28 protein-coding genes are annotated in these 23,549 nt (G+C 55.0%); 11 read left to right on the top strand and 17 right to left on the bottom strand.

Annotation, left to right across the window (positions count from 1 at the left end; translation table 11 throughout):
* On the top strand, window positions 1-1,194 hold the full coding sequence (locus F7C11_RS02855; protein ID WP_297090781.1) for a redox-regulated ATPase YchF: 1,194 nt from the start codon (window positions 1-3) through the stop codon (window positions 1,192-1,194).
* 3 nt (window positions 1,195-1,197) lie between these two features.
* On the opposite strand, the gene cyaB is transcribed toward F7C11_RS02855, so the two are convergent.
* From cyaB to F7C11_RS02840, 3 genes are read right to left on the bottom strand one after another with little or no spacing between them, the layout of a single operon-like run.
* Entirely contained in the window at window positions 1,198-1,713 is a 516-nt protein-coding gene (cyaB, locus tag F7C11_RS02850; protein WP_297090748.1) for a class IV adenylate cyclase, read from the bottom strand.
* Window positions 1,714-2,196, bottom strand: a complete 483-nt coding sequence (locus tag F7C11_RS02845) for an Lrp/AsnC family transcriptional regulator (protein WP_297090747.1) — start codon at window positions 2,194-2,196, stop codon at window positions 1,714-1,716.
* Between the two features lies 1 nt (window position 2,197).
* On the bottom strand, window positions 2,198-2,731 hold the full coding sequence (locus F7C11_RS02840) for a UbiX family flavin prenyltransferase (RefSeq protein WP_297090744.1): 534 nt from the start codon (window positions 2,729-2,731) through the stop codon (window positions 2,198-2,200).
* 100 nt (window positions 2,732-2,831) lie between these two features.
* Between F7C11_RS02840 and F7C11_RS02835 the strand changes: the two genes are divergently transcribed.
* The gene (locus F7C11_RS02835) at window positions 2,832-3,635 is read left to right on the top strand and encodes a diadenylate cyclase (protein ID WP_297090779.1); all 804 of its coding nucleotides are present in this window, start codon (window positions 2,832-2,834) and stop codon (window positions 3,633-3,635) included.
* 175 nt (window positions 3,636-3,810) lie between these two features.
* Here F7C11_RS02835 and F7C11_RS02830 read toward each other — a convergent pair whose 3' ends face one another.
* From F7C11_RS02830 to F7C11_RS02815, 4 genes are all read right to left on the bottom strand, one after another.
* Entirely contained in the window at window positions 3,811-5,052 is a 1,242-nt protein-coding gene (locus tag F7C11_RS02830; RefSeq protein WP_297090742.1) for an NDP-sugar synthase, read from the bottom strand.
* An 87-nt stretch (window positions 5,053-5,139) separates the two neighbouring features.
* On the bottom strand, window positions 5,140-5,394 hold the full coding sequence (locus F7C11_RS02825; RefSeq protein WP_297090740.1) for a FeoC-like transcriptional regulator: 255 nt from the start codon (window positions 5,392-5,394) through the stop codon (window positions 5,140-5,142).
* 9 nt (window positions 5,395-5,403) lie between these two features.
* Window positions 5,404-7,380, bottom strand: coding sequence for a ferrous iron transport protein B (gene feoB, locus F7C11_RS02820; RefSeq protein WP_297090738.1), 1,977 nt, complete (start codon window positions 7,378-7,380; stop codon window positions 5,404-5,406).
* An 11-nt stretch (window positions 7,381-7,391) separates the two neighbouring features.
* The gene (locus F7C11_RS02815) at window positions 7,392-7,619 is read right to left on the bottom strand and encodes a FeoA family protein (RefSeq protein WP_297090777.1); all 228 of its coding nucleotides are present in this window, start codon (window positions 7,617-7,619) and stop codon (window positions 7,392-7,394) included.
* Window positions 7,620-7,833: 214 nt separating this feature from the next.
* On the opposite strand from F7C11_RS02815, the gene F7C11_RS02810 reads away from it, so the two are divergent.
* From F7C11_RS02810 to F7C11_RS02800, 3 genes are read left to right on the top strand one after another with little or no spacing between them, the layout of a single operon-like run.
* Window positions 7,834-8,196, top strand: a complete 363-nt coding sequence (locus F7C11_RS02810) for a DUF4870 domain-containing protein (protein WP_297090736.1) — start codon at window positions 7,834-7,836, stop codon at window positions 8,194-8,196.
* Window positions 8,197-8,233: 37 nt separating this feature from the next.
* On the top strand, window positions 8,234-9,028 hold the full coding sequence (locus F7C11_RS02805) for a 7-cyano-7-deazaguanine synthase (RefSeq protein ID WP_297090734.1): 795 nt from the start codon (window positions 8,234-8,236) through the stop codon (window positions 9,026-9,028).
* Window positions 9,025-10,035, top strand: a complete 1,011-nt coding sequence (locus F7C11_RS02800) for an AIR synthase family protein (protein ID WP_297090732.1) — start codon at window positions 9,025-9,027, stop codon at window positions 10,033-10,035. The genes F7C11_RS02805 and F7C11_RS02800 overlap by 4 nt, the downstream gene beginning before the upstream one ends.
* On the opposite strand, the gene F7C11_RS02795 is transcribed toward F7C11_RS02800, so the two are convergent.
* Complete coding sequence (locus F7C11_RS02795; RefSeq protein WP_297090730.1) at window positions 10,022-11,095, bottom strand: mRNA surveillance protein pelota; 1,074 nt, start codon at window positions 11,093-11,095, stop codon at window positions 10,022-10,024. The genes F7C11_RS02800 and F7C11_RS02795 overlap by 14 nt on opposite strands.
* Before the next feature lie 55 nt (window positions 11,096-11,150).
* Window positions 11,151-12,197 carry a Xaa-Pro dipeptidase PepQ gene (gene pepQ, locus F7C11_RS02790; protein WP_297090728.1) on the bottom strand — a complete coding sequence of 349 codons (1,047 nt, stop codon included), beginning with the start codon at window positions 12,195-12,197 and terminating at the stop codon, window positions 11,151-11,153.
* A gap of 119 nt (window positions 12,198-12,316) precedes the next feature.
* On the opposite strand from pepQ, the gene F7C11_RS02785 reads away from it, so the two are divergent.
* From F7C11_RS02785 to F7C11_RS02770, 4 genes are all read left to right on the top strand, one after another.
* Complete coding sequence (locus F7C11_RS02785) at window positions 12,317-12,979, top strand: HAD family hydrolase (RefSeq protein ID WP_297090726.1); 663 nt, start codon at window positions 12,317-12,319, stop codon at window positions 12,977-12,979.
* A gap of 41 nt (window positions 12,980-13,020) precedes the next feature.
* Window positions 13,021-13,287 carry a 50S ribosomal protein L35ae gene (locus tag F7C11_RS02780; protein ID WP_297090775.1) on the top strand — a complete coding sequence of 89 codons (267 nt, stop codon included), beginning with the start codon at window positions 13,021-13,023 and terminating at the stop codon, window positions 13,285-13,287.
* Window positions 13,288-13,333: 46 nt separating this feature from the next.
* On the top strand, window positions 13,334-14,470 hold the full coding sequence (locus F7C11_RS02775; protein ID WP_297090724.1) for a tRNA (guanine(10)-N(2))-dimethyltransferase: 1,137 nt from the start codon (window positions 13,334-13,336) through the stop codon (window positions 14,468-14,470).
* Window positions 14,471-14,536: 66 nt separating this feature from the next.
* On the top strand, window positions 14,537-15,631 hold the full coding sequence (locus tag F7C11_RS02770; RefSeq protein ID WP_297090722.1) for a VIT1/CCC1 transporter family protein: 1,095 nt from the start codon (window positions 14,537-14,539) through the stop codon (window positions 15,629-15,631).
* Here the strand turns inward: F7C11_RS02770 and F7C11_RS02765 are convergent.
* The 5 genes from F7C11_RS02765 to F7C11_RS02745 form a co-directional block, all read right to left on the bottom strand.
* Window positions 15,628-16,032, bottom strand: a complete 405-nt coding sequence (locus F7C11_RS02765; protein ID WP_297090720.1) for a type II toxin-antitoxin system VapC family toxin — start codon at window positions 16,030-16,032, stop codon at window positions 15,628-15,630. The two genes, F7C11_RS02770 and F7C11_RS02765, sit on opposite strands and share 4 nt — an antisense overlap.
* The gene (locus F7C11_RS02760; RefSeq protein ID WP_297090718.1) at window positions 16,019-16,240 is read right to left on the bottom strand and encodes a hypothetical protein; all 222 of its coding nucleotides are present in this window, start codon (window positions 16,238-16,240) and stop codon (window positions 16,019-16,021) included. Before F7C11_RS02760 ends, F7C11_RS02765 begins: the two co-directional genes overlap by 14 nt.
* Window positions 16,241-16,287: 47 nt before the next feature.
* Window positions 16,288-17,688, bottom strand: coding sequence for an MATE family efflux transporter (locus F7C11_RS02755; RefSeq protein WP_297090716.1), 1,401 nt, complete (start codon window positions 17,686-17,688; stop codon window positions 16,288-16,290).
* A gap of 90 nt (window positions 17,689-17,778) precedes the next feature.
* The gene (locus F7C11_RS02750; RefSeq protein ID WP_297090714.1) at window positions 17,779-17,967 is read right to left on the bottom strand and encodes a 50S ribosomal protein L37e; all 189 of its coding nucleotides are present in this window, start codon (window positions 17,965-17,967) and stop codon (window positions 17,779-17,781) included.
* A gap of 25 nt (window positions 17,968-17,992) precedes the next feature.
* Window positions 17,993-18,223 (bottom strand): LSm family protein, encoded by a 231-nt coding sequence (locus F7C11_RS02745; RefSeq protein ID WP_055428824.1) that lies wholly within the window; start codon window positions 18,221-18,223, stop codon window positions 17,993-17,995.
* Window positions 18,224-18,374: 151 nt separating this feature from the next.
* Between F7C11_RS02745 and F7C11_RS02740 the strand changes: the two genes are divergently transcribed.
* Together F7C11_RS02740 and glyS are read left to right on the top strand one after the other, a co-directional pair.
* Window positions 18,375-20,663, top strand: a complete 2,289-nt coding sequence (locus tag F7C11_RS02740; RefSeq protein ID WP_297090710.1) for an alpha-amylase family glycosyl hydrolase — start codon at window positions 18,375-18,377, stop codon at window positions 20,661-20,663.
* A 97-nt stretch (window positions 20,664-20,760) separates the two neighbouring features.
* Complete coding sequence (glyS, locus tag F7C11_RS02735; RefSeq protein WP_297090708.1) at window positions 20,761-22,473, top strand: glycine--tRNA ligase; 1,713 nt, start codon at window positions 20,761-20,763, stop codon at window positions 22,471-22,473.
* Here the strand turns inward: glyS and F7C11_RS02730 are convergent.
* From F7C11_RS02730 to F7C11_RS02720, 3 genes are all read right to left on the bottom strand, one after another.
* Complete coding sequence (locus F7C11_RS02730; RefSeq protein WP_297090706.1) at window positions 22,470-22,775, bottom strand: DUF86 domain-containing protein; 306 nt, start codon at window positions 22,773-22,775, stop codon at window positions 22,470-22,472. The two genes, glyS and F7C11_RS02730, sit on opposite strands and share 4 nt — an antisense overlap.
* A gap of 31 nt (window positions 22,776-22,806) precedes the next feature.
* Complete coding sequence (locus F7C11_RS02725) at window positions 22,807-23,106, bottom strand: nucleotidyltransferase family protein (protein ID WP_297090704.1); 300 nt, start codon at window positions 23,104-23,106, stop codon at window positions 22,807-22,809.
* 80 nt (window positions 23,107-23,186) lie between these two features.
* Entirely contained in the window at window positions 23,187-23,516 is a 330-nt protein-coding gene (locus F7C11_RS02720; protein ID WP_297090702.1) for a hypothetical protein, read from the bottom strand.
* Window positions 23,517-23,549 lie beyond the last annotated feature (33 nt).

Raw genomic sequence — 23,549 nt, 5'->3', positions numbered from 1 at the left:
ATGGAGATAGGTGTCGTTGGAAAGCCAAACGTTGGGAAGTCGACCTTTTTTTCGGCGGCGACGCTTGTTGATGTCCAGATCGCCAATTACCCCTTCACGACGATAAACGCTAACGTCGGTGTTACCTACGCCATAGCGGAGCATCCCTGCAGGGAACTCGGCTGCACGCCGAACCCCCAGAACTACGAGTACAGGGACGGAAAGGCACTGATCCCGATAAAGATGATAGACGTTGCCGGTCTCGTCCCGGGCGCCCATGAGGGGAGGGGACTAGGCAACAAGTTCCTCGATGACCTGAGGATGGCCTCCGCCCTGATACACGTCGTTGACGCCACCGGAAAGACTGACGCAGAGGGACAGCCCACCGACCACCACGACCCGGTTGAGGACATAGAGTTTCTTGAAAGGGAGATAGACTACTGGATATACGGCATCCTGAGGAAGAACTGGGAGAAGTTTGCAAAACGCATTAAGCTCCAGCACCTCAAACTTGCCCAGGCCATAGCCGACCAGCTGACGGGAATAGGGGTCACTGAAGAGGACGCCTTTGAAGCGATACACAAGCTCGGCCTCGACAACGACCCGACAAAATGGAGCGATGAGGATCTCTTCGCCTTCATCCGCGAGCTGAGGAGGGTGAACAAGCCCATAATCATAGCCGCCAACAAGGCGGATGCGGCCGCCGATGCCCAGATAGAGCGCCTGATACGGAAGGGGAGGAGCAAGGGCTACATAGTTGTTCCGACGAGTGCCGCCGCCGAGCTGACGCTGAGGAAGGCAGCGAAGGCAGGGTTCATAGACTACATCCCCGGTTCGAGTGACTTCAAGATCCTAAAGCCCATGAGCCCCAAGCAGGAAAAGGCCCTCCAGCTGATAAAGGAGAAGGTTCTCGACCGCTTCGGCTCCACCGGAGTTCAGGAGGTTATAAACAGGGTGACCTTTGAGCTGCTCAACCTGGTTCCCGTTTATCCTGTGGAGGACGAGCACAAGCTCACGGACCAGTTCGGCAACGTTCTACCCCACGTTCATCTGCTTCCAAAGGGTTCAACGCCCCGCGACCTGGCCTACAAGGTGCACACGGACCTTGGAAGGACATTCCTCTATGCGGTCAACGCGAGAACCCACAGGCGCGTTGGAGAAGACTACGAGCTGGAGTTCAATGACATAATCAAGATAGTCGCGACGGCTCGCTGAGCGTCATTTCCTTTTCTCAAGTTCTTTAAGGAGCTCCTGATAGAGCCTGGGCTCAACGTCGTCCTCACTCAGCCCCATTCTCCCTGCCATCTCCCAGATTTTCCGCTTCGCTTCATCCACGTCGTCGGAAATGACCTCAATGTCAAGAAACGCTCCAAGGCCTTCGACCTCGCTAAGTTCAAAGGTAACCCCGTCCAGGCGGTACACCAGGCGTCGCTTCCTGACCCACACGTCCTCCTCAAAGCCGAGGCGCTTCAGGATCTGAAGGGTTTTCTCAAAATCGGAGACCTCGACCTCTATCTCGTCGAACTCCTCATTCCTGCCGGGGTCTGCTATGCGCTTGTATGTGAGAAAGGAGCGGTTGAGGTTGCTTATCCGCCTTACCCTGAGAAGTTCGGGAAGGGGGACGGAGAGGTAAACATCCTCCTGTATCTCTTCCCTCACGAACCTAGCTCCGATGGATTCTATCGCCCTTTTGACCCTTTCGAAGTCGACGCGGAACTTAACCTCGATCTCCATTCAAACACCCACGAGGAAGCCCACGAGACCGTCGCCCTTGCTGAACTCATCCAGCACAAAGACGTCGACCCTCTTGAGCGTTGGAAGAACCCTGATTGTCTCGTCAACGAAGCGGTTGAGCTTTTCTGGGGTATCTTCACCGATGAGCGCTACTACTCCGTCCTTTCCGCTCCTAGCAACGGCCAGGACGTTGGGGAGCAGTGAGAGCGTCTTCATTATGTGGCGGATGTACCTCTCAAGGAAGTCCTCGATTATAGGTGTCTCTGCCTGGATGTAAACTATGGCGAGGCTCTTCGGCTGGAGGCTCTCCCCCAGAACGATGGTGTATTTATCGATTATGTTTCGCTCCTGGAGCTTTTTAATCCTGAAATGGATTGTAGACTCGGGCCGGTTTAGCCTATCGGCGATTTCCGAAATGGTTAACCTCGCATCCTCCTTCAGAATGCGGAGGATAGCTCTATCAAGGTCATCGAGCTGGACCATGTTAACTCCTCCATCGAGGGTATATCTCGTTCTCAATACCAAGAAGGTCTAAGATTTTTCCAATTATAAAGTTTACCATATCGTCCAAAGTTTTGGGCTTTGTGTAAAATCCTGGGGAAGCTGGCATAATTATCCCCCCAGCTTGTGTAACCCTTACCATGTTTTGGAGATGTATCAAGTTCAACGGCGTTTCTCTGACGAGCAGGATTAGTTTTCTGCGCTCTTTAAGTGCCACGTCGGCCGTTCTCGCTATCAGGTTGTCGGCGTATCCGTTGGCTATTGCGGAGAGGGTCTTCATTGAGCACGGCGCTATGACCATGGCATCGAAGGGATTTGAGCCCGAGGCCACGGGGGCGAAGAGGTCTTCCTCCGTGTAGTCCGGCCGAAAATCCACCCCAGTCTCGTGTCTCATAACGGCGAGGCCCGTTCTGGAGGCTATCGTGATGACCTCGTGGCCAAGCTCCCCGAGAACCTGCACCAGTCGAAGACCGTAGATGGAACCGCTCGCGCCGGTGATTGCGACGACTATCCTCATCCCTCACACCAAAAAGCCTACGGCGGGTTATGTTTTAACATTTTCTAAGGACGGTAGGTTTTTATACCCGCCGGAGTTATTTTGTTAATGGTTGGTGGATATGGGCAAGGAGGTTCCCGATGTTCTGATAAATAGTGCAGTAGATGTTGTGAGGGCACTCAATGGCAAGGCCCTCGTTATCCTGGAAGATATTGAACCCGAGAGCGTCCCCGATGTGGACGTCACCGTTGTTATCGTTAGCTCATCCTTTGACGTGGAGAGCGAGAGAGTGAAGAGGGTCTCGATTCCCCAGAACCTCGACATAAACAACGTTCTCAACCTGATTTCTGCGTTTCTCCTTGAGCATGATATACTCAGGGAAGGTGACTCCTTCGTTTACGTTACCCCCGAGCTGATAGGGATTAAGACCGTTAAAAAGAGCATATCTGCCATGAGGGGCTTCTTTGCCCAGAACCAGAACGTCCTCCAGAGGCTTCTTGAGATAACGATAGAACTGAGCATCGAGGGCAGGGAAGGCGTTCCCGTTGGAACAATCTTCGTCATAGGAGACACAAGGCGGGTTCTCAGGCACTCCCATCAGCTCATACCCAACCCCTTCAAGGGACACAGGGTAAACGTCCTTGACAGGAACAGCAAGGAAATAATAAAGGAGTTCGCCCAGCTCGACGGGGCCTTTATAGTTAGGGACGACGGCAGAATAGCCGCCGCGGGGAGGTACCTTGAGGTCGAGCCGAAGGTGATAGACCTCATGCTTCCCCCGGGCCTTGGGAGCAGGCACATAGCTGCGGCAGGAATAACACGGCTCACCAAAGCGATAGCTATAACACTCTCGGAGAGCGGCACTATAAGGATATTCAAAAACGGGCTCATGCTCCTGGAGTACAACCCGAGGATAAGGTACTGATTGATCTCTGCGACGGGACTTCAAAGCCCCAAGAAGGCAGAAAAATTAAGGGAAAACCATCCATCCCACTTCCCGTATCGGGATGTATGGCCGGATGTTATCCCTGACCTTTTCACAACCAAGCGGGTCGAGGATAAAAGCGCAGTTGTTAAGTTGAGGAAATAGGAAAAAGGACTCAGAAGAGCCACTGGTTCTCTATACACTCGTCGCAGGGCGGCTTTTCTCCGGCTATGGCCTTGAACTTGGTGTAGATACACTCGGGCAGGCCGAGCGGACAGCGTTCGGGAGTGACGCCGGGTCTGACCTTCGTCGGGTCGAGCTTTATCTTGAGATACGCCTCGTACTCCTCGACCTTCTTCCAGGGGAGTATCTTTGCCCCGTAGATGACCAGGTTGTCGTATATCCTCGCGTAGTCGCCGACGACGGCGTTCTCCTTGAGGATGACGTTCTTTCCAACGACGACACCCTCACCGAGGATGCTGTCCTTTATCTCGGCGCGCTCTTTGACGATGTCGCTGCCGATAAGTATGGCACGCTTGAGGTATGCCTTCTCCTCAACCACAGTGTTCGGACCGATGTAGGTGTAGGCCTTTATCTTGACACCGCGCCCTATCTTGGCCCCCTCGTCTATGTATGCCGGCCCCTGGATCTCCACGTCCTCGGGAACTTCGGCCCCCTCGGCTATTGTGTAGTAGCCGTTCTGTTTGGTTATCTCGTCCATGGCAAGCTGGTGGGCATAGAAGAGGTCGTCGGGGGTTCCAAGGTCAATCCAGTAGAATTCACGGGGTATCTTGTGGGCATAAACGGCACCCTGGCTCACGAACTTGGGCAGTACCTCCCTCTCGAAATAGACCTCCTTCCCGCGGGGTATGGCCTCAAGCACTTTCCTGTTGACGACGTATATTCCCGCATCAACGAGGTTCGTCTTGGGTCTCTTGGGCTTCTCTTCGAAGTGGGTTACCCTGTTCTCCTCGTCCACCTCGACGACTCCGTACTTTTCGGGGTCATACACCTTGGTCACGGCGACGGTTATCATGCCGTCGTTTTTCTTGTGGGCATCTATCAGCTCCTCGAAGTTGAAGTTCGTGAATACGTCTCCGTAGATAACCAGGAAGTCATCGCTCACGTACTCCTCAACGTTTTTGAGGGCGCCGCCGGTCTCAAGGGGCATGGGGTCGTTGACGAACTTGATGTCCTTGGGATAGTCGGCCATCCTCTCGTCTATGAACTCCCTTATCTCACCGCGCATGTAGTGAACCGAGAGGATAACCTCATCGATTTCCGGTATCTTCTCCAGGCTCTCAAGGAGGTACTGGAGGTTGGGTTTTCCAAGAACTGGGATCATGGGCTTTGGTCTGGTCGATGAGAGCGGCCTTAACCTGGTCCCAAAACCGCCAGCAAGAATAACAGCTTTCATGGTATCACCATTTAACATTCCGGGGGGAAACTTATATATTTTACGGCCATTAAATATGCCCAACGATGAACTGGAAGGACGGGGAGTTCATTTCTGTCCATTAATCCTGAAGTCCGCCACGGTGTACACCTTTCCTTTGAACCTGAAACACGAACCTGGGCAGACACTGCTGAGGGGGCAGCTCTCGCAGGCCGAGCTCCCGGACTCGACCCGCTCGATGTAGCCCAGGCTCTCCAGGATTTTCAGGGCCCCCTCCACCTCCTCTTGGGGCATTGAGAGCTCCTGGGATATCTCGTCGATGCTTTTTCCGGCTTTTATGAGTTCGAGTATCCTCTCGAGCATCTCCCCACCTCAGTACCCCAAAGTCGTTCCAACGTTCCAGACTAAAATGCCCACGATGCTCGCCAGGGCTATCATGTAGACAACGGTAAAGGCCGCCCATTTCCAGTTGCTCTCGGCTCTTATGGCCCCTATCGTTGCTATGCACGGTATATAGAGTGTCGTGACGAGCGCCAGCACGAACGCCTGGAGGGGAGTCATGGCATTTACTATCTCGTCGGTGCTGCCATAGATTATGCCGTAGGTTGAGATGACGTTCTCCTTGGCTATGATTCCAAAGAGCAGGCTAACAGCCGCCTTCCAGTCCAGCCCCATGAGCCTCATGTACGGTTCAAAGAGGGTTCCCAGCCTCTCCGCGTAGCTTCCTCCCGTTCCTATTTCAACAGGGTAGGCACTGAGGTACCAGATGGCAATCGAGCCGAGCAGGATGATCGTTCCGGCTTTCTTGATGAATTCCTTGCTCCTCTCCCACGAGTGGAGCGTTACTGTCTTCCACGATGGTATCAGGTACTCCGGCAGTTCGATTATGAATGGACTCTCCTCGCCTTTCACCACGAACCTGCTCAGGAGCCACGCTACCAGCAGTGCCAGAAGTATGGCAACCGCGTATATGCTCACCGCCACGAGCGCCTGGTTGCTCGCAAAGAATGCCCCGGCAAGGAAGCTTATGACGCTCAGCCTGGCGCTGCATGGAATTAGGGGGTTGACCAGCATGGTGACTATCCTGTCCCTCTCGTCGTCGAGGGTCCTCGTTGACATGACCGCGGGAACGTTGCAGCCAAAGGCGAGCACCAGAGGTATGAAGCTCTTCCCGGGAAGGCCGAACTTCCTCATGATGCGCTCCATAACCACTGCCGCTCTCGCCATGTATCCGACGTCCTCCAGGATGGACATGGAGAGGAACAGCAGGAAAACGAGTGGGAAAAAGCTGAGGACGGACCCAACGCCCGCTATTATTCCATCGACTATCAGGCCTCGCAGTGCTTCGTTGGCAATATGGGGCGCCAGCCACTGGCCAAAGGCCACGAAGCCTTCGTCCAGCATCCCCTGGAGGGGCAGTCCAATTGCAAAGACGAATTTGAAAATAACGTAGAACATCCCAAACAGTGCGAAGAGACCGTAGACCGGATGGGTAAGGAACCTGTCCAGCTGATCGCTGAAGGTCTCGCCCCCTTCGTGGGAGTACCTGACGAACCTGTGCATGAGGGCGTCTATGAACTCGTACTTCTGGCTGGCTATTATGAGGTCCATCGCTCTCTTGTACCTCTCCTCGACCTCAGATATATGCCCCATAATCTCATCGAGTTTCTCCTTTCCGAGATGGCGGAGAACGAGCTTTATGACGCCGTCGTCCCTCTGAAGGAGCTTCACCGCCAGCCAGCGGAGGTTGTAATGGTCGGCCAGTTTCGTATCCCTGAGAACAGTGGTTATGTGCTCAATTTCCCTCTCGACCTCCGGGTCGTATCTCGGCACAGCCGGATTTGTCCGGAGCTCCCCCGCGGCTATTCTGTGGATGCCCTCCTTGAGCCGGTCCAGACCCACCCCTTCCTTTGCGTTCAGGGGTACAACAGGAACCCCGAGGAGCTCCTCCATCTTTTTCACATTTATCTCGATTCCCCTCTTCTCGGCGAGGTCGGTCTTGTTCAGGGCGATGATGACGTTCTTCAGCCCCATCTCAAGTATCTCCATCGTTAGGAAGAGGTTCCTCATCAGTGCGGTGGCGTCAACGACGTTAACAACCACGTCGGCGCTCCCCTTAAGGAGGAAATCCCTGGCAACCAGCTCGTCAACTGAGTGCGCGGTGAGAGAGTATATTCCGGGCAGGTCAACCACCAGGAACTTCTCTCCCCCGTATTCCAGTATGCCTTCCTTTTTTTCCACGGTCACTCCGGGCCAGTTGCCCACGTGCTGCCGCATCCCAGTCAGCGAATTGAAGATCGTGGTTTTTCCCACGTTGGGGTTTCCTGCGAGTGCAACGACTTTCATCATGGGGGGACACCTCAGAGCTTCCTCACCAGGACTTTGCTCGCGAGTCCCTTACCTATGGCAAACCTCACACCACCGACGGAGATTATTATTGGTCCCGTGGGGTGGAATTCGAGCACCTGAATCGTTGCCCCGGGGGTTAGGCCCATGGAGACCAGCCTCTGCCGGGCGCTGTGTCCGCCGAGGATATTGACGACGATTCCCTTCTCACCGGGGCTCATACTGCTTAAAGGTACAACCATGAGCATCACCGTTAGGCTCTCCTAATTCGATATTCCAATCCCTCGACAACCTTAAAAAGCTTTGGTGAGCCTAACAAAACTCAGGGGTTCGAAATCAGAAAGTTTCCGGTTCAGAGAACTTTCGTTTTGCCCCAGGAGGGACATCTTAAACTTTGGAAAGGTATTTAAGGAGTTGGACAAAATACAATTAATTGAGTTTCGGAGGTGTGTTTATATGGAGGAAATTCCACCCAGTGAACCCAAGAAGACTTCCCTGGGGATGGACGAGAACATCGAGGGACTGCTCGCCTATCTCATCGGCGCCCTGACGGGAATAATCTTCCTGTTGCTCGAGAAGGAGAGCGATTTCGTCCGTTTCCACGCGATGCAGTCGACCATAACCTTCATCAGCATTTGGGTGCTCCAGATGGTCTTCAGGTTCATTCCCTTCATCGGCGGTTTGATCTCATGGCTCCTCGGGCTTCTGGGATTCGTCCTGTGGATAGTGGGAATGGTCAAGGCCTACCAGGGCGAGCGCTACAAGTTCCCGTTCTTCGGTGATCTCGCCGAGCAGTGGGTCGGCAAGGTCAACGTCTGAGGCTTAGATTTTTAAGCCTCCCCGGTTACTTTTCCCCATGATCGAGAGGGTCATCGAGGACATCAGAGAGTTCTCGGAGGAGAGGGGTCTCTATGAGAGACGAATCCTCGTTCTCTTTTCCGGCGGAAAGGACAGTTCGCTCGCATTATACCTGCTGAAGGAAGCCGGCCTGGACGTTTCAGCCCTCACTTTCTTTCACCGCTGGAGCTGGAGGGAAACCCTCAACTGGGCGATGGGGTTCACCAAAAGGCTCGGAGTCGAACACTTCCTGGTGGACGTAACCGACGGCCTTCTGCGCGAAGCGGTGGGGAGAAAGGGGCCGATATGCATCAACTGCAAGAAGGTCATGCTCTGGAACGCCAGGTGGTTCGCCCTCAACAACGGCTTTGACGTCTTAGCTAAAGGCGACAACGCCAACGACAAAATCATCGGGGCCCTGCTGGACCAGTGTGAGGGTGACATAAGACTGTGCGGAATTCCGAGGATAGGGGTTCCTTTCTTCAGGCCCCTCATAAAGTACACCGCCGAGGAAGTTGAGGCACTCGCGGAAGAGGCCGGAATAAAGCCCTACCGCATGTACGAGCACGCGAGAAGAAAGCAGTGGCGCGAGGGCTGCCCGCTCCAGTATATAGATCGGGAAAGGACTGTCACCCCGGAGCTCATGGATCTTGCCTACAGGGTAAACTACGAGATAAGCAAACTCGCCCGTCGGAGGAAGGTTCGCATGAGTGTCCGCGTCCCAAGCTTTGAAATAATGTGCTGGGACTGCGATGAGGAAACTCTGGGTGAGGCAAGGGAGATCATTTCGAGACTGGTGGAGGGTAGGGGATGAAGCTCCCCCTTGGAAAGCTGAGGAACGACGTCCTGAGGGACGTTGTGTTTTCCAATCTTGGGGTGGAGGATGTAAGGATAGTTTACGGACCCAGGGAAGGTTTTGACGCCGCTGTCCTTGAATACGACCACGAGCACTACCTGGTAGTCGCCACAGACCCCGTTCTGGGCGTCCCCGGTGAGACCTTCGGGTTCTTTGCGTACCACTTCGCGGCGAGCGACGTCGCCGTTTTCGGGGCCAGGCCGAGGTGGCTCGTTGTTGATATACTCCTTCCCCCGGGGCGGGAGGTTGGCTTTCTAGAAAAGACGATGCGCGACCTGAACACCGAATGCAGGAAGTACGGGAGCTCGATAATTGGGGGCCACACCGGGGTGTATCCGTCGGTCTCCGAACCGACGGCGACAACGACTGCCTTTGGGATTGTGAGAAAAGGGGACCTGAGGATACCCCTGGCAGAGCCGGGAGATAGGATAGTGGTTACGGGAAAAGTCGGCCTTGAGTTTGCGGTCTCGGCGGCATATTTCCGCGAGAAAGAACTGAGGAAGCTTCTGAGCTTCAGGGAAATATCCAGGCTCAGGAGGTCGTTCAGGTTCGAAACCGTCGTCCCAGAGGCCCTCGCGGCCAGACCCTTCGTGAGGGGCATGCACGACGCCACCGAGGGGGGTCTAACAGCCCTCCACGAGATAGCAGATAACTCCGGGCTCGGGTTTACAGTCCACGCCGAGAAGCTCTGGCTCGACCCGGTGGTGGGGAGAGTCCTTGACTTCTACGGCATTGAGCCCTGGAGCGTTTCCTCGACAGGCACGCTGATAGCCATAGTGCCGCCAGAAAAATCTAATTCGCTAATTACAGAATTACAGAAAAATGGAATCCCTGCCTTCGAGATCGGTGAGTTTACGGCGGATAAAAAGAGGGTTTTAATCGAAAACGGAGAAGAAAGGGCGTTTCCGACGTTTAAGAGCGACCCCTACGTGGGGCTGTACGGTAAGGGACTCACTTCACCCTGAACCTCAGCAGTGCCGCCAGGCCGCCCAGGGCTCTCAGCTTGTCTCCACCCTCGTGTTCCGAGCTTACCACGACCACCTCGCCGCGGGAGTAGCGAACCGCGTCCATGAGCTCCTCGATTTTCTCCCTGTGCTCTCCCTTCAGGAGCTCGTCAAGAACTAGGAGCGTCTCAACCGCACCGTAATTGACGGCCTCTTCGACCTCTCTGAGACCGTAAGCGGCCAGGCCGTTGTTCCTGGCAACGTTTTCAAGCACCTTCTCGACGAGCTGAACCTCCTTGGCGACGCGGTTCTCGTGGTAGACCTTGTCAACCGTTCCGCGCTTGATGACCTCGTAGATGCCGGTTCTTCCGGTCACACTCGTGTCCTCGATGACCACCTTTTTGGCCAGCTCCGGGTAGTTCTCGCGCAGGAACTTGTAGAAGTCCTCCTTGACGAAGCCGGGGCCGGCCACTATTGCCCTCTCTATGCCCTCACGACTGATTATCTCCTCCATGCTCTTCGCCACATCGTGGAAGAACTTCTTCTCCTCGCTCTCGCGGTTGGTGCTGTACCTCTTCCCGCCGAGGTTGTAGCGTATGCCCTTCAGAATCTCGACGCCGTACTCCCTGATTATCGCCATGTCCGCCTCGCCGTCGTCTATGACGACTATCATCACGCGCGCCCTCTTGGAGGCTTCGACGGCCTCCTTTAACCTTTCAATGTGGTGCTCCTTCCAGCGGGGCTTCTGGATGGTGACCACCGTGCCCTCCTCTATCGCTATGGTATGGTACTTGCCAAGGGGGACGTCGTCCCTGCTGGCGTAGACTATCGGCCCGGTAACGCGTACCTGGTTGGCAAATTTGTGGAAGTTTATCTTCTCCGCCCTGACTCCGAGGAAAACGGGAATGACCTCGACCTTCTCTGCCCTCAGGGAATCGCTCCTCTGGCTCTGCTTTCTGAGGGTCTTTGCATAGACGGTATCCCCCGGGTCTATGATGTGATACAGGTGCCACAGGTCGTCGAGCGTCTCTGCCTTGACCTTTATCTTGCCCTCCTTGACGTCCTGGTGAATTATCTGCACTCTCCCACCCCCGAGAAAAGTTAGCCGATGGCCTTTAAAATGTTGTTAGAGGGGATTAAATGAGCTCCCTCTCGGTCTTTGTGAGCCTCACTGCACCGTTCTCTGTGATGAGGACGGTGTCCTCTATCCTCACCCCGCCGAATTTGGGGATGTAGATGCCTGGCTCGATGGTTATCACCATTCCGGGCTTGAGCTCCGTATCGTCCTGCTGGCTCACGCGGGGCCACTCGTGTATCTGCAGGCCGACGCCGTGCCCGGTGGAGTGTATGAAGTGGTCGCCGTAGCCGTATTCCTTAATGACGTCCCTGACTATGGTGTCGAGCTCCTTTGCCGTCACGCCAGGTCTGGCGGCCTCGACCCCCTTTCTCTGGGCCTCAAGGACTGCGTAGTAGATGTCCTTCTGCTTCTCGTTGGGGCTGCCCACGACTATAGTCCTGGTGGTGTCAGAGTGGTAGTGTCTGTAAAGCGCCCCCTCGTCGATGACGACTAGATCGCCCTTCTCTATCCTCTTATCGCTGGCAACCCCATGGGGCAAGGCAGAGCGCCATCCGCTCGCTATTATCGTATCGAAAGCCGGCTTCTCGGCGCCGTTCATCTTCATGATGTACTCCATCTGGGCCGCTATCTCCCTCTCACGCTTACCCTCACTTATCTCCTCAAGCGCCGCCATCATGGCCATGTCCGCTATCTCGCAGGCGGCCTTTATCACGTCAATCTCTTCGGGCGTCTTGATGATCCTGAGTTCTTTGATGACGTCGTCAACCACGAAGAAGTCCTCCACCCCTACCTTTTCCCGGAGATTCTGGACGGTGGAGAAGCTGGTCTTGCCTTCGATGCCAAGCCTTGCGGGATTGAACCCCTTGAGCTTTTCGTAGAGTTCACTACCAGTCTTGAATTTGTCCACGGGAACCTTCGATGTCTCCCTAGCCTCCTCGTATTCGAGTTCAGGGACTATGAACAGGGCATCATCAGCGGTAACAACGAGGTAACCTCCGAGAACGGGAGAGCTTCCGGTGAAGTAGAAGAGGTTTTCCCTTCCGGTTATCAGAGCCGCATCAAGTTCCTTTTCCGCGATGAATTCCTGGAGCCTTTTAATCCTCATCTGGCAACCACCCGCTCTCTGTAATCCCACCTCCAATAAAACCCTTTCGGGAACGGTGTTCTCAGCACCGGCTCGGAAGGGATATAAACCCCCCGAAGAAATTCCTGTGGGGATACAAAGTGACCGTGTACCTGTTCGATTTTGACGGCACCCTCGTGGACAGTACGGGGGCGGTCGAGAAGGCCCTCAGAATCGCGATCGAGAAGACAATCCCCGCGGTGATAGAGAGCGATCTGTACGAGGACTATTACAAGGCGCTTTTCCTCTTCATCAAGGGCAAGCTCACCTACCAGTACCTTGGAGTCATCCACGAGCTCGTTGCCCAGGGCACGATACACGAGTACTACAAGCTCATGCCCCGGTACATCAAAGACTTTCCCTTCGCCAGAAAGGTCATCAGGGAGCTCAGAAGGCGGGGACGACGTGTGATAAGCTTTTCTGGAGAGCATACGTATCCCGGGGGGAAGGTCATCTTCATGAAAAAGACGAACTGGTATGACGAGTTTGACGAGGTGATAACCTTTAAGGGCACGAGAGATATGCTCAAAAAGTTTGAGACACTGCGGGAGCTTTATCCTGAGGAGCCGTTTGTATGGGTCGACGACAGTCCCAGCAGATTCACGTATGTTCTGGACGAGAACACACTCTTTGTCCAGAAGTTTTCCCCGTACAAGAGCGATGTTGCCCTGCTGTTTGATAGGGAAAACTTCATCAAGATCAAAAACATAAGAGAGATCCTAAGCATAGACGACGGGCTGGCGAGCTTTGAGGATAAACCTTAAAAGTCTCCCACACAACCCCGGAATCGGTGGAGGTGAGGACGATGGCCAGGGGAAAGGCTCTCGTCCTTGCCTACGCCGGGACTCACGAACACCAGGACAACCATCACATGATTCTGAAGCCCCTCGGCATCGACGACAGGAACGCAGCTTCAAGGCTCATAGGCAGGAAGGTCGTCTGGACGACCCCGACAGGCAGGAAGATGTACGGCAAAATCCTCAGGACGCACGGCAATAGGGGTGAGGTGAAGGCCTACTTCAAACCCGGCCTGCCCGGCCAGGCGCTTGGTGACTACGTCGAGATTCTCTGAGCGCAACCCTTTAAACCTCCCAACCTTTTCTTTCTCCGGTGAGAGAATGGAGTTCGTGGAGGTGCGCGAGGGGCTTTCAAAAATCCTTGTTCCGAAGGCGGAGAGAATATACGACGCCCCCGTCTTCTACAACCCCATAATGGCCTTAAACAGGGACATAAGCGTCTTAGCCCTCGGAGTGCTCAAACCGGGGACTGTTCTTGACGCCCTCTCTGCCACAGGAATCAGGGGCATCCGCTACGCCCTCGAAACTCCGGCCGAGGAGGTCTGGCTCAACGACATAAACCCCGACGCCTTCAACCTGATCCTGAAGAACGTCCGGCTGAACCTCGGTCTTGAGGGTAAGCCTCTCGGCGAGAAGCGTGTGGCCTTCGAGGGTGAGAAGAGGGTCGTGGCCAACCTAGACGACGCCAACAGGCTCATGGCCGAGAAGTTCCGCCACTTCGACTTCCTTGACCTCGACCCCTTTGGTTCTCCTGTTGAGTTCCTGGACACGGCTTTGAGGAGCGTGAAGAGGAGGGGCGTTTTGGCGGTCACCGCCACCGACACGGGGGTTCTCTGCGGCGCCTACAGGCACGCCTGCCGCAGGAAGTACCTCGCCGAGCCGATAAGGGGCGAGCTCTGCCACGAGGCCGGGTTGAGGATCCTCATCGCGACCGTTGTCAGGTACGCCGCCAAGTACGACCTCGGCGTCGAGGTTCTCCTCGCCTACTACCGCGACCACTACTTCCGCGCCTTTCTCAGGCTAAAAAGCGGTGCGAGAAAGGCCGATGAGAGCCTCTCAAACCTCGGCTACCTCCGGCAGGACGCCAACGGCCGTTTTGAGTATGAAACGACATTTCTTCCGGAAAAGCCTTCGGCCTACGGCCCACTGTGGCTCGGCCCCCTCAAGACCCAGGAATTCGTTGACGAGATGCTGAACCTGGCCGGTGCTCATCCCCTCTCCCACAGAAAGACGCTCCCATTCTTGGAGACACTCGCGGGAGAGCTGGACATCCCCTTCCACTACGACACCCACGCCCTCGCGAGGAGGAACAACCTTCAGGTCGGAAAGCTCGCGGGGATTATCGAGGCGCTCCGTGAAAGGGGCTACCGTGCCACGAGAACGCACTTCTCCCCGATGGCCGTTAAAACCGATGCCCCGTTTGAGGAGGTTCTTGAGGTTCTGAAGTCCCTTCAATGAGTTTTAGCTTCGAACTTTTCGATATGTATTTAACTTATCTCCGTGTGATTCTTAGGGGGTGAGTGAATGGACGAGATGATAAGGCTCGCCAGGGACTTTTATAAAGACGAGTACGCCGACTCGGTTCTCTACGCCCAGCTGGCCAGGATAGAGAAGGATGAGGAGATAAAGAAGGAATTTCTGAGGCTTTCAAATATAGAGTCAAAGCACGCCAAGTTCTGGCACGACTTCATAAAGCGGCACGGCGGGGAGGTCCCGAAGCCCTCCGTGAAGAGGCTCACGATATTCAGCGTCAAGCTCCTCAGGAGACTCCTTGGACCGGGCTCGGTCGCTTCGCTTCTTGAGATGGGCGAAAACAGTGCGATACAGAAGTACTTCAAGTATCTAACCACATACGCCGACCGCTTCTCTGAGGAAGAAATGGGTGACATAAAGGAGGTCATACTCGACGAGCTTGAGCACGAGAAGTTCTTCTACGAGAGCAAGGAGCGCTTCCACGTTGAAAACACGAGGGATCTGGTTCTCGGGATGAACGACGGGCTGGTCGAGATCCTCGGAGCAGTTACGGGTCTTTCGGCGGTATATCCCAACAGCCCCCAGCTCGTGGGAATCAGCGGTCTGATAGTCGGTGTTGCAGGGGCGCTTTCCATGGCGATAGGGACCTTCGTTTCGGTTCGCTCCCAGAGGCAGGTGAAGGAGTCCATCCGGGACAGGATGGAGGTTCTTTTCCGGGTTTCGCCGGAGAGGGCTGCGGAGGAACTGATCGAGAAGCTTGTTGAGGGGGGAATGCCAGAGGAAGTTGCCAGGGACGTCGCAAAGGAACTCGCCGACAACAGCGAGGCCATAATGGGGCTTCTCCTGCCGGAGGCGGAGGAGAACGAGATAAGGGCAGCGCTCTACACGGGGCTTTCTTACCTGCTGGGGGTCGCGTTCCCGGTCACGCCCTACTTCCTTGCTTCCAGCTCCCTGATGGCACTTCCCTTTTCGATACTGCTGGCCGGTTCGGCCCTCGCGATAGTGGCCACGCTGATCTCCCTTCTCTCGGGAATCTCCATCAGGAAGAAGGTCGCGGAAATGGTTGCCACAGGCCTGGGTGCAGCTTTCCTCAGCTACCTTTTCGGCCGGCTCATGGAGGCGCTCTTCAACGTCTCGGCGCTTTAGAGGTAGAACACCTCAACGCCGAGTTTTTTTGCTATTTCTCCCTGCTTGTCATCGCTCGTGGCGAGCTTTTCGTATTTGATTGCCTGGGCAATGTAGAGGGCGTCATAAACCGTGATTTTGTGTTCTAAGGCTATTTTCTCCCCCTCTGAGAGATATTGGAGCGGATTTTCGTACAGTATTATCCCCTTGGTGGCATGGAGATAGTCAAGTATCCTCCGGGTAGTTTCGATGGATATATCCCTGTACAGATTGTATCTCTTCCACACGGCATTGGCGCCCTCAATCAGTGCCATTTCAAGCGAGACCAAGTCTTCGCTATTTCTGAGGAATTCCGAAACATTCTCCCATCCCTCCTCTTTTAGAAGATACTTTATAAGGGAGGATGTATCAATTACTATCACGGGAATCCCTCACCAGTTTTGTGGCTTTTCCCTTCCCAAGCTCGGGGACGTTTTTGAGGAAGGAGTCAATCTCGTCGAGCAGCTTGGTCTTTTCTTCCTCCCGGATCTTCTGCTCTATAAAACGTCTTATCTCCTCGCCCCAGTTAATGTCGTACTCCTTCATCTTCTCCTTTAGCTCGTCCGGAACGCGAACGCTTATCACAGCCATGCAACCACCGTTTACAAAAACGCATTACAAAGATATAAACGTTGCTGTCATACCTTCACGTATTTCCACTTTCCACGCTTGAACGCCCACCAGAAGAGCGCCGCTGTCGTGAAGGTTTCGAGGCTCATGGCTATCCATGCCGCTATAATCCCGAGCCCCTCGAAGGTAAAGCCCGGGAAGGTCATGCCGATTATCTCAAACGCTGGAATCGTGAATCCAAAGCCGAGGAGGTACGCCGGCACTATGCGGAAGAGAAGCTTGCTGACGGCGGTGATGTACATCGGCGTCTTGGTGTCCCCTGCCCCCCTAAGTGCACCGCCGAGGACGAAGAGCCAGCCAAGGGGAATTTCACTTATTCCGACTATTATGAGGTATATGCTTGCCAGCCTCATGACCTCGCCGTAGTTGGGGTCGCCCGGATTTATGAAGGGCATGACCAGGTAGCGCGGGAATATTATCAGAATGGCCGCCATGACGCTCATGAAGAGGCCCACCATCTTGAGTGCCTCGTAAACGGTCTTTTCTGCCTTCTCGGGCTTTCCTTCTCCGAGGCTCTGGCCGACAAGGGCTGAGGTGGCCACGTTGAAGCCGAAGGCGGGCATGTAGGCTATACTCTCAACTCTAAGCCCGACCTGATGTGCGGCCAGGGCTACCGTGCCGAAGCGGGTAACTATGCTCATGTAAAGGAAGTTGTAGAAGCTGAATATTCCGCGTTCGATCATCGTCGGTATTCCAACGCGGAGGATCCTCCCCGCCATGTCGGGGTGGAAGCTCCAGCTGGGCCTGAAGCGGAGCACGAGTTTTCCGCTCCAGAGGAGGTAGAGACCGATTAGGAACGAGGTCGTTATGCCTATTCCGGAGGCCCAGGCGGCGCCGACCGGACCGAGCCGGGGAAAGCCGAGCTCCCCGAATATGAGGAGGTAGTCCAGAACCGCGTTAACGATGTTCATAAGTATGCCGAGCTTCATCGGAGTTTTGGTGTCCCCCGCGCCTCTAAGTGCTGAGAACGCGGTGAAGCCCGCGAAGCGTATTGGGTAGAATGCAAAGAGAACCCTGATATACTCATAGCCGAGGGCCACCACGTCCGGTTTTGCCCCCATTATCCTGAGTATGTCGTCGCCCAGAAACCAGCCGAAGAGCATGACGGGGATTCCGAGGAGGAACGCCAGGTAGAGGCTCTGCTCCAGCGTGAGAGTGGCGTTGGCGTCGTCCTTCGCCCCAACGAACCTCGCAACGAGGGCAAGGGTCCCCGTTGCGACCGCCGCCATGATGGGCATCATGAACCAGCTGACCTGGCCACCGAGACCAACGGCCGCCAGAGCCAGAGCACCCAACTGGCCGACCATCATCATGTCCACTAGGTTGAGGAGTGTCTGGGATATGTTCCCCATTATCGCGGGCCAGGCGAGCTTCCAGAGGCGGCGCTGATCTTCGTTGAGGTGGAGCATTAAGACGTCCCTCTAAACGGTAAAGCTAACATGGAAGTTAATAAGGATTGTGGTGTGAGAAGAGTCCGGAAGCAAAGGAAAAGAAAAGGTTCAGAGGAGGTTCCTCTTCTTCCTCCACTTGTGGGACCAGCTGTACTTCCTCATGCGCCTGCTCCTGCCGAAGCCGCACGAGGCGCAGTAGCCCTTCTTGACGTTGTAGGCGCGCCTTCCACAGCGCCTGCACTTGATGTGAGTTGGAGTGTGGTTCCTCCTGCCCTTCGGTGCAGTCCCGCTTCCCATGCTATCACCCCACTAAAGTCTCACTTCACTCAATCTCGACAGGGGAAATGGCCAGAACGTTGTCTCCCCTGATAACGATTTTACCGTACTTCTTCACGACCTCGCCGTCCTGAATGAGGGCAGCATCGGCGAGGACGACGTTCAGGTGGATGTCGTAACCGATGAGCCTACCCCTGAACTCGGAACCCCTCTTCAGGAGCACGAGCACGTCCTTGTCGAGCGACCTGTGAATAACATCAAGTGGTCTTTCCGCCATTTTCACGCACCTCCAAATAATCAAAGCTCGTAACGATAACGAGGGAAACGGTTTATAACTCTTTCCCCGTGCTTTTTGCCAGAGGTTCTGGAGACACCTTCCTGGGAAAACCATATAACCCTATATCACCAACGGTGACTATGGTGGGACTATGAGAAAGACCGGCTTGCTGATTGTTCTCCTGCTCCTGATTTCAATAGCCAGCGGCTGCATCTCCCAGAGCCAGCAGGCACCAGCGGACACGACCCCACAACCACCGTCCCCAACGACCACATCACCAGCGCTCACCCCGACGTCTACATATTCAGAGCCCGAGGTGGCGGAACTCAAACTGCCGGCCGGCAACTACACGGCGATTTACACGGGAACCGGCAAGAGCTGCCCGTCCGGGAGGACTCCCGTTACCTTCACCTATAACCCCGGAAAGGGGACTGTAACCTCCGTCAGCCTGCGCGGGAGCTTCAACGACTGGGCCGAGTGGCCCATGAAGGAAGAGAACGGGACCTGGAGCACGACGGTCTGTCTCAGGCCCGGGAGATACGAGTACAAGTACTTCATCGACGGCCAGTGGGTCAAGGACATGTCTGACGACGGCACCGGAAGGCCCTACGACCCCGAGGCTGACGGTTACGCTCCGGACGGCTACGGCGGAAAGAACGCGGTCAGGGTCGTTGAGGGAGATGTGGGATTTTATGTAGAGTTTAATCCTGGAGACCCGGCTTATCTAAGCGTCGCAGACAACAGGACTGTGGTGAGGTTTGAGGCGAAGCGGGACACCGTGGGCTCGGCCGTCCTTGTGACCGACAGAGGGAACTACACGATGAAGCTCCAGGTCTGGTGGGACTCCGGCGAGATGTGGCGCGCCGAGGTGCCGTTCGTTGAACCTATGCGCTACTACCTCGTTGTAAACTCGGCCGACGGAGGGAGGTTCGCCGTCCTTAACACGAGCGAGAACCCGTTCTACAGCTTCGATGGTGTTGACCGCTTCCCCCAGCTGGAGTGGGTGAGCAACGGCATAGCCTACCAGATATTCCCGGACAGGTTCAAGGACGGGAACGAAAGCAACGATGTCCTCGCCCTTGACCACGACGAGCTGCTCCTCAACCAGGTCAATCCAGGAAAGCCGGTACTCTCCAACTGGAGCGACCCGATAACACCCCTCCACTGCTGCCACCAGTACTTCGGCGGGGACATAAAGGGGATAACCGAGGAGCTCGACTACCTGAAGAGCCTCGGTGTCACGATAATCTACCTCAACCCGATCACCCTCTCCGGGAGCGCCCATGGCTATGACACCTACGACTACTACAGGCTCGACCCAAAGTTTGGAACCGAGGAGGACCTTAGAGAGTTCCTCGATGAAGCTCACAAGCGGGGAATACGGGTGATCTTCGACTTCGTGCCCAACCACTGCGGGATCGGCAACCCAGCGTTCCTCGACGTCTGGAAGAACGGAAAGCAGAGCCCCTACTGGGACTGGTTCTTCATCAAGCGGTGGCCGTTCAAGCTGGGCGACGGAAAAGCTTACCTCGGCTGGTGGGGCTTCGGGAGCCTGCCAAAGCTCAACACGACGAACCCCGAGGTCAGGGAGTACCTCATTGGTGCCGCTCTTCACTGGCTTGACTTCGGCTTCGACGGGATAAGGGTCGACGTCCCCAACGAGGTTCTTGACCCGGCAACCTTCTTTTCCGAGCTGAGGGAAAGGGTGAAAGAGAAGCATCCCGACGCATACCTCGTCGGGGAGATTTGGACTCTCTCGCCCGAGTGGGTTAAAGGAGACCGCTTCGACTCGCTTATGAACTACGCCCTCGGTAGGGACATCCTCCTGAACTACGCGAGGGGCTACCTGAGCGGTGAGGCCGCGATGAGGATGATGGGCAGGTACTACGCGAGCTACGGCGAGAACGTAGTTGCAATGGGCTTCAATCTCGTTGACTCCCACGACACGTCGAGAGTCCTCACCGACCTCGGCGGCGGTTCACTCGGAGACACCCCAAGCAGCGAGTCCATAGAGAGGCTCAAACTTCTCTCAACGCTCCTCTACACTCTTCCCGGAACGCCGGTGACGTTCCAGGGAGACGAAAGGGGCCTGCTGGGCGACAAGAACAATTACGACGAACAGCGCTACCCGATACAGTGGGATCAGGTAAACGGGGACGTGCTGAACCACTACCGGGCGCTGGCAGAACTGAGGAGGAACACCCCCGCGCTGAGGAGCAGCGTCATAAGGTTCTATACGGCCGAGGGGGGCATGATGGCGTTCTTCAGGGGGCATGACGACGAGGTTCTAGTCGTCTCCAACAGCTGGAGTAAGGTTGTCGAGCTCCAGCTTCCGCCGGGAGATTGGAGGGTTCTCTGGCCTTCAAGCGAGCGGGGCAAGGTGCTTTCCGGCACCATTAAAGTGCCCCCAATAAGTGTCCTCGTCCTGGAAAGGGGCTGAGCATCCCGTCCGTTTCATTTTCATTTTGACGTACTGACTAAATCCTCCCCAAAAGGTTTTTATGAAAATGCCTCACTCCAGTTTCAGGTGGTGAGTGATGGGAGAGAAGCCCGATAAGTACGAAGTTCTTCAGGACTTGATGAGGAGGAGAGGCTTTGCCTGGGGCAGTTTTGAAATCTACGGTGGTGCGAGGGGTTTTTACGATTACGGTCCTCTTGGAGCGACGATAAAGAGAAAAATCGAGCAGAAAATTCGCGAGGCCTTCCAGAGGGAGGGCTTCTTTGAGCTGGAGACCCCCGATATAACGCCCGAGAAGGTTTTCATTGCGAGCGGTCACGTTGACAAGTTTGTTGACCCGCTGGTCGAGTGTAAGAAGTGCGGGTCAAGGTTCAGGGCAGACCATCTCGTCGAGGAGGCCCTCAACATTGACACGGAGGGAATGAGCGCCGAGCACCTCACCGAGATGATAAAGGAACACGGCATAAAATGCCCCGAGTGCGGCGGCGAGCTTTCGGAGGTCTGGTACTTCAACCTCATGTTCGAGACCAAAATCGGCCCCTACGGCGACCAGAAGGGCTACCTGAGGCCGGAGACGGCGCAGGGCATCTTCGTGAACTTCAGGCGCCTCAACGCCTTCGCGAGGAACAAGCTCCCCTTCGGCGTCTTCCAGATTGGAAAGGCCTATCGCAACGAGATTTCACCAAGGCAGGGGATGTTGAGGTTAAGGGAGTTCACGCAGGCGGAAGCGGAGATATTCTTCAACCCGAAGGAGACGGAACATCCCCACTTCGACGAGGTCAAGGCCGAGGTTCTCAGGCTATATCCGATAGAGCACCAGCTCAAGAACCTTGGAATGGTGGAGATGACCGCCGAGGAGGCCGTGAAGAAGGGCTACGTCCTGAACACCTTCTTCGCATACTACATGGTCATGGTCAAGCGCGTTCTCCTCGACATAGGCATCCCCGAGAAGGCGATACGCTTCCGCCAGCAGCTGCCAGAGGAAAGGGCGCATTACTCGAGCGACACGTGGGACGTGGAGATACACAGCGAGCGCTTCGGCTGGGTGGAGTGCGTTGGCATAGCCTACCGCGGAGACTACGACCTCAGCAAGCACATGAAGATGAGCGGGGCTGACCTGACCGTCCTCATCCACTACGACGAGCCGAAGATAGTCAAGCGCCTCAAAGTGGGACTCAACATGAAGCGCGTCGGGCCGAAGCTCAAGAAGGACGCCAAGAGGATAAACGAGCTTATCCAGAGCTGGGACGAGGAGAAGCTCAGGAACCTGGTGGATGTGCTGGAGAGGGACGGCAGGATAACCATCGAGGGCTACGAGCTTGAGAAGGACGACTTCATCATCAAAGAGGTCGAGGAGAAGATAACCGGCGAGAAGATAGTGCCTCACGTCCTTGAACCCAGTTTCGGTATTGACAGGCCCTTTTACCTGCTCCTTGAGAACTCTCTGGTTATCGAGGAGGACAGGACTTACCTCAAACTCAAGAAGGACATGGCCCCGATAGAGGTCGCAGTTCTGCCCCTCGTCGCCAAGGAACCGCTCAAAGGCATAGCCTACGACGTCTTCAGAACCCTCCAGAAGGCTGGCTTCATAGCGGTATACGACGAGAAGGACACGATAGGGAGGCGCTATCTGAGGTACGATGAAATAGGAACGCCCTACTGCGTAACTATCGACAACCAGACGCCGGAGGACGGCACTGTGACAATCCGCGACCGCGACACGAGGGAGCAGGTGAGGGTGAAGATCGAGGAGCTGCCCGGGAAGCTGAGGGAGCTGATCTTCGGGAGTTAACACTCCCCCTCAACGATTTTCTCGATTTCTTCTTTTAATTCCTCAAGCTGGGAACTCACGATAACCCATACTACTGAGAGGTCAACGCCGAAGTAGTGATGAATGACAACGTTTCTAAGGCCGACGATTCTCCTCCAAGGAACCGAGGGATATCTCTCCCTCACCTCGTCTGGAATATTTCTCGCAGCCTCTCCAATGATTTCGAGGTTTCTCAGGACGGCATCGACCGTTTTCTTGTCGTTAATGAAGGTTTCAAAGGTGTAGCCGCTGGTGTACTCTTCTATCCGACCTATAGCCTCCAAGATATCATTCATGAAAAGGCAGGGGTCCCGTTTAGACATAGACCAAGTCCTCCTTAATGTGTTCCCACAGTTCTCTTCTGCTCATGGCGGCGTTTTTTGTAATTAAATCTACAGGCAGGCCGAGGAGTTCCTCCAAGTAGTCCCTGAGGTCAACTATCTCCCACCCTATGGGCCTTTCAAACTCGACGAGTATGTCCACGTCGCTCAGCTCGGTCTCTTCGCCCCGGGCGTAGGAGCCGAATATGGCTATTGAGCTAACCCCGAAGCGTTCCCTGAGCTCTCCCTTGTGCTTCCGGAGAATGGCTTCGATTTCCTCAAGCTTCTTTGTCATCACTCAAAAATCGGCACGGAAATATAAAAGCTTTCGGCAACTCGACAGGGGGATCAAAGGAGAGAAAACTGCAAGAAGAGTTAAATCTTTATTGATATCTCAGCTTTCTCGTTTTTCTTCAGCTGAATCACCAGCAGCTTCTTGCTGTAGTCCCTGTACCTCAGGTAGGAGATTATCCAGAGTATAAAGCTGATGAATCCAAAGAGGGAGAACAGGCCTATTGAGAGCGTTGTCAACCAGTGAGGAGGCCCGTAGTAAATGAGCACCCCGTTGACGGCGCCGAGGAGTATCCAAGACACGAAGAAGTTGACGAAAAGAGTGTAGGCCCTTTCGGTAGCTAGAGAATAGGCCTTTTCGAGATCTCCCCTTACACGTCCTTTACACTCAGATAGTATCTTGTTAGGATCCATCCCCGTCACAAACTCGTCTAAATCTTGTAATAC

This window comes from Thermococcus sp., assembly GCF_015521605.1.
GTDB lineage: Archaea > Methanobacteriota_B > Thermococci > Thermococcales > Thermococcaceae > Thermococcus.
This window is presented reverse-complemented; position numbering and strand designations above follow the sequence as displayed.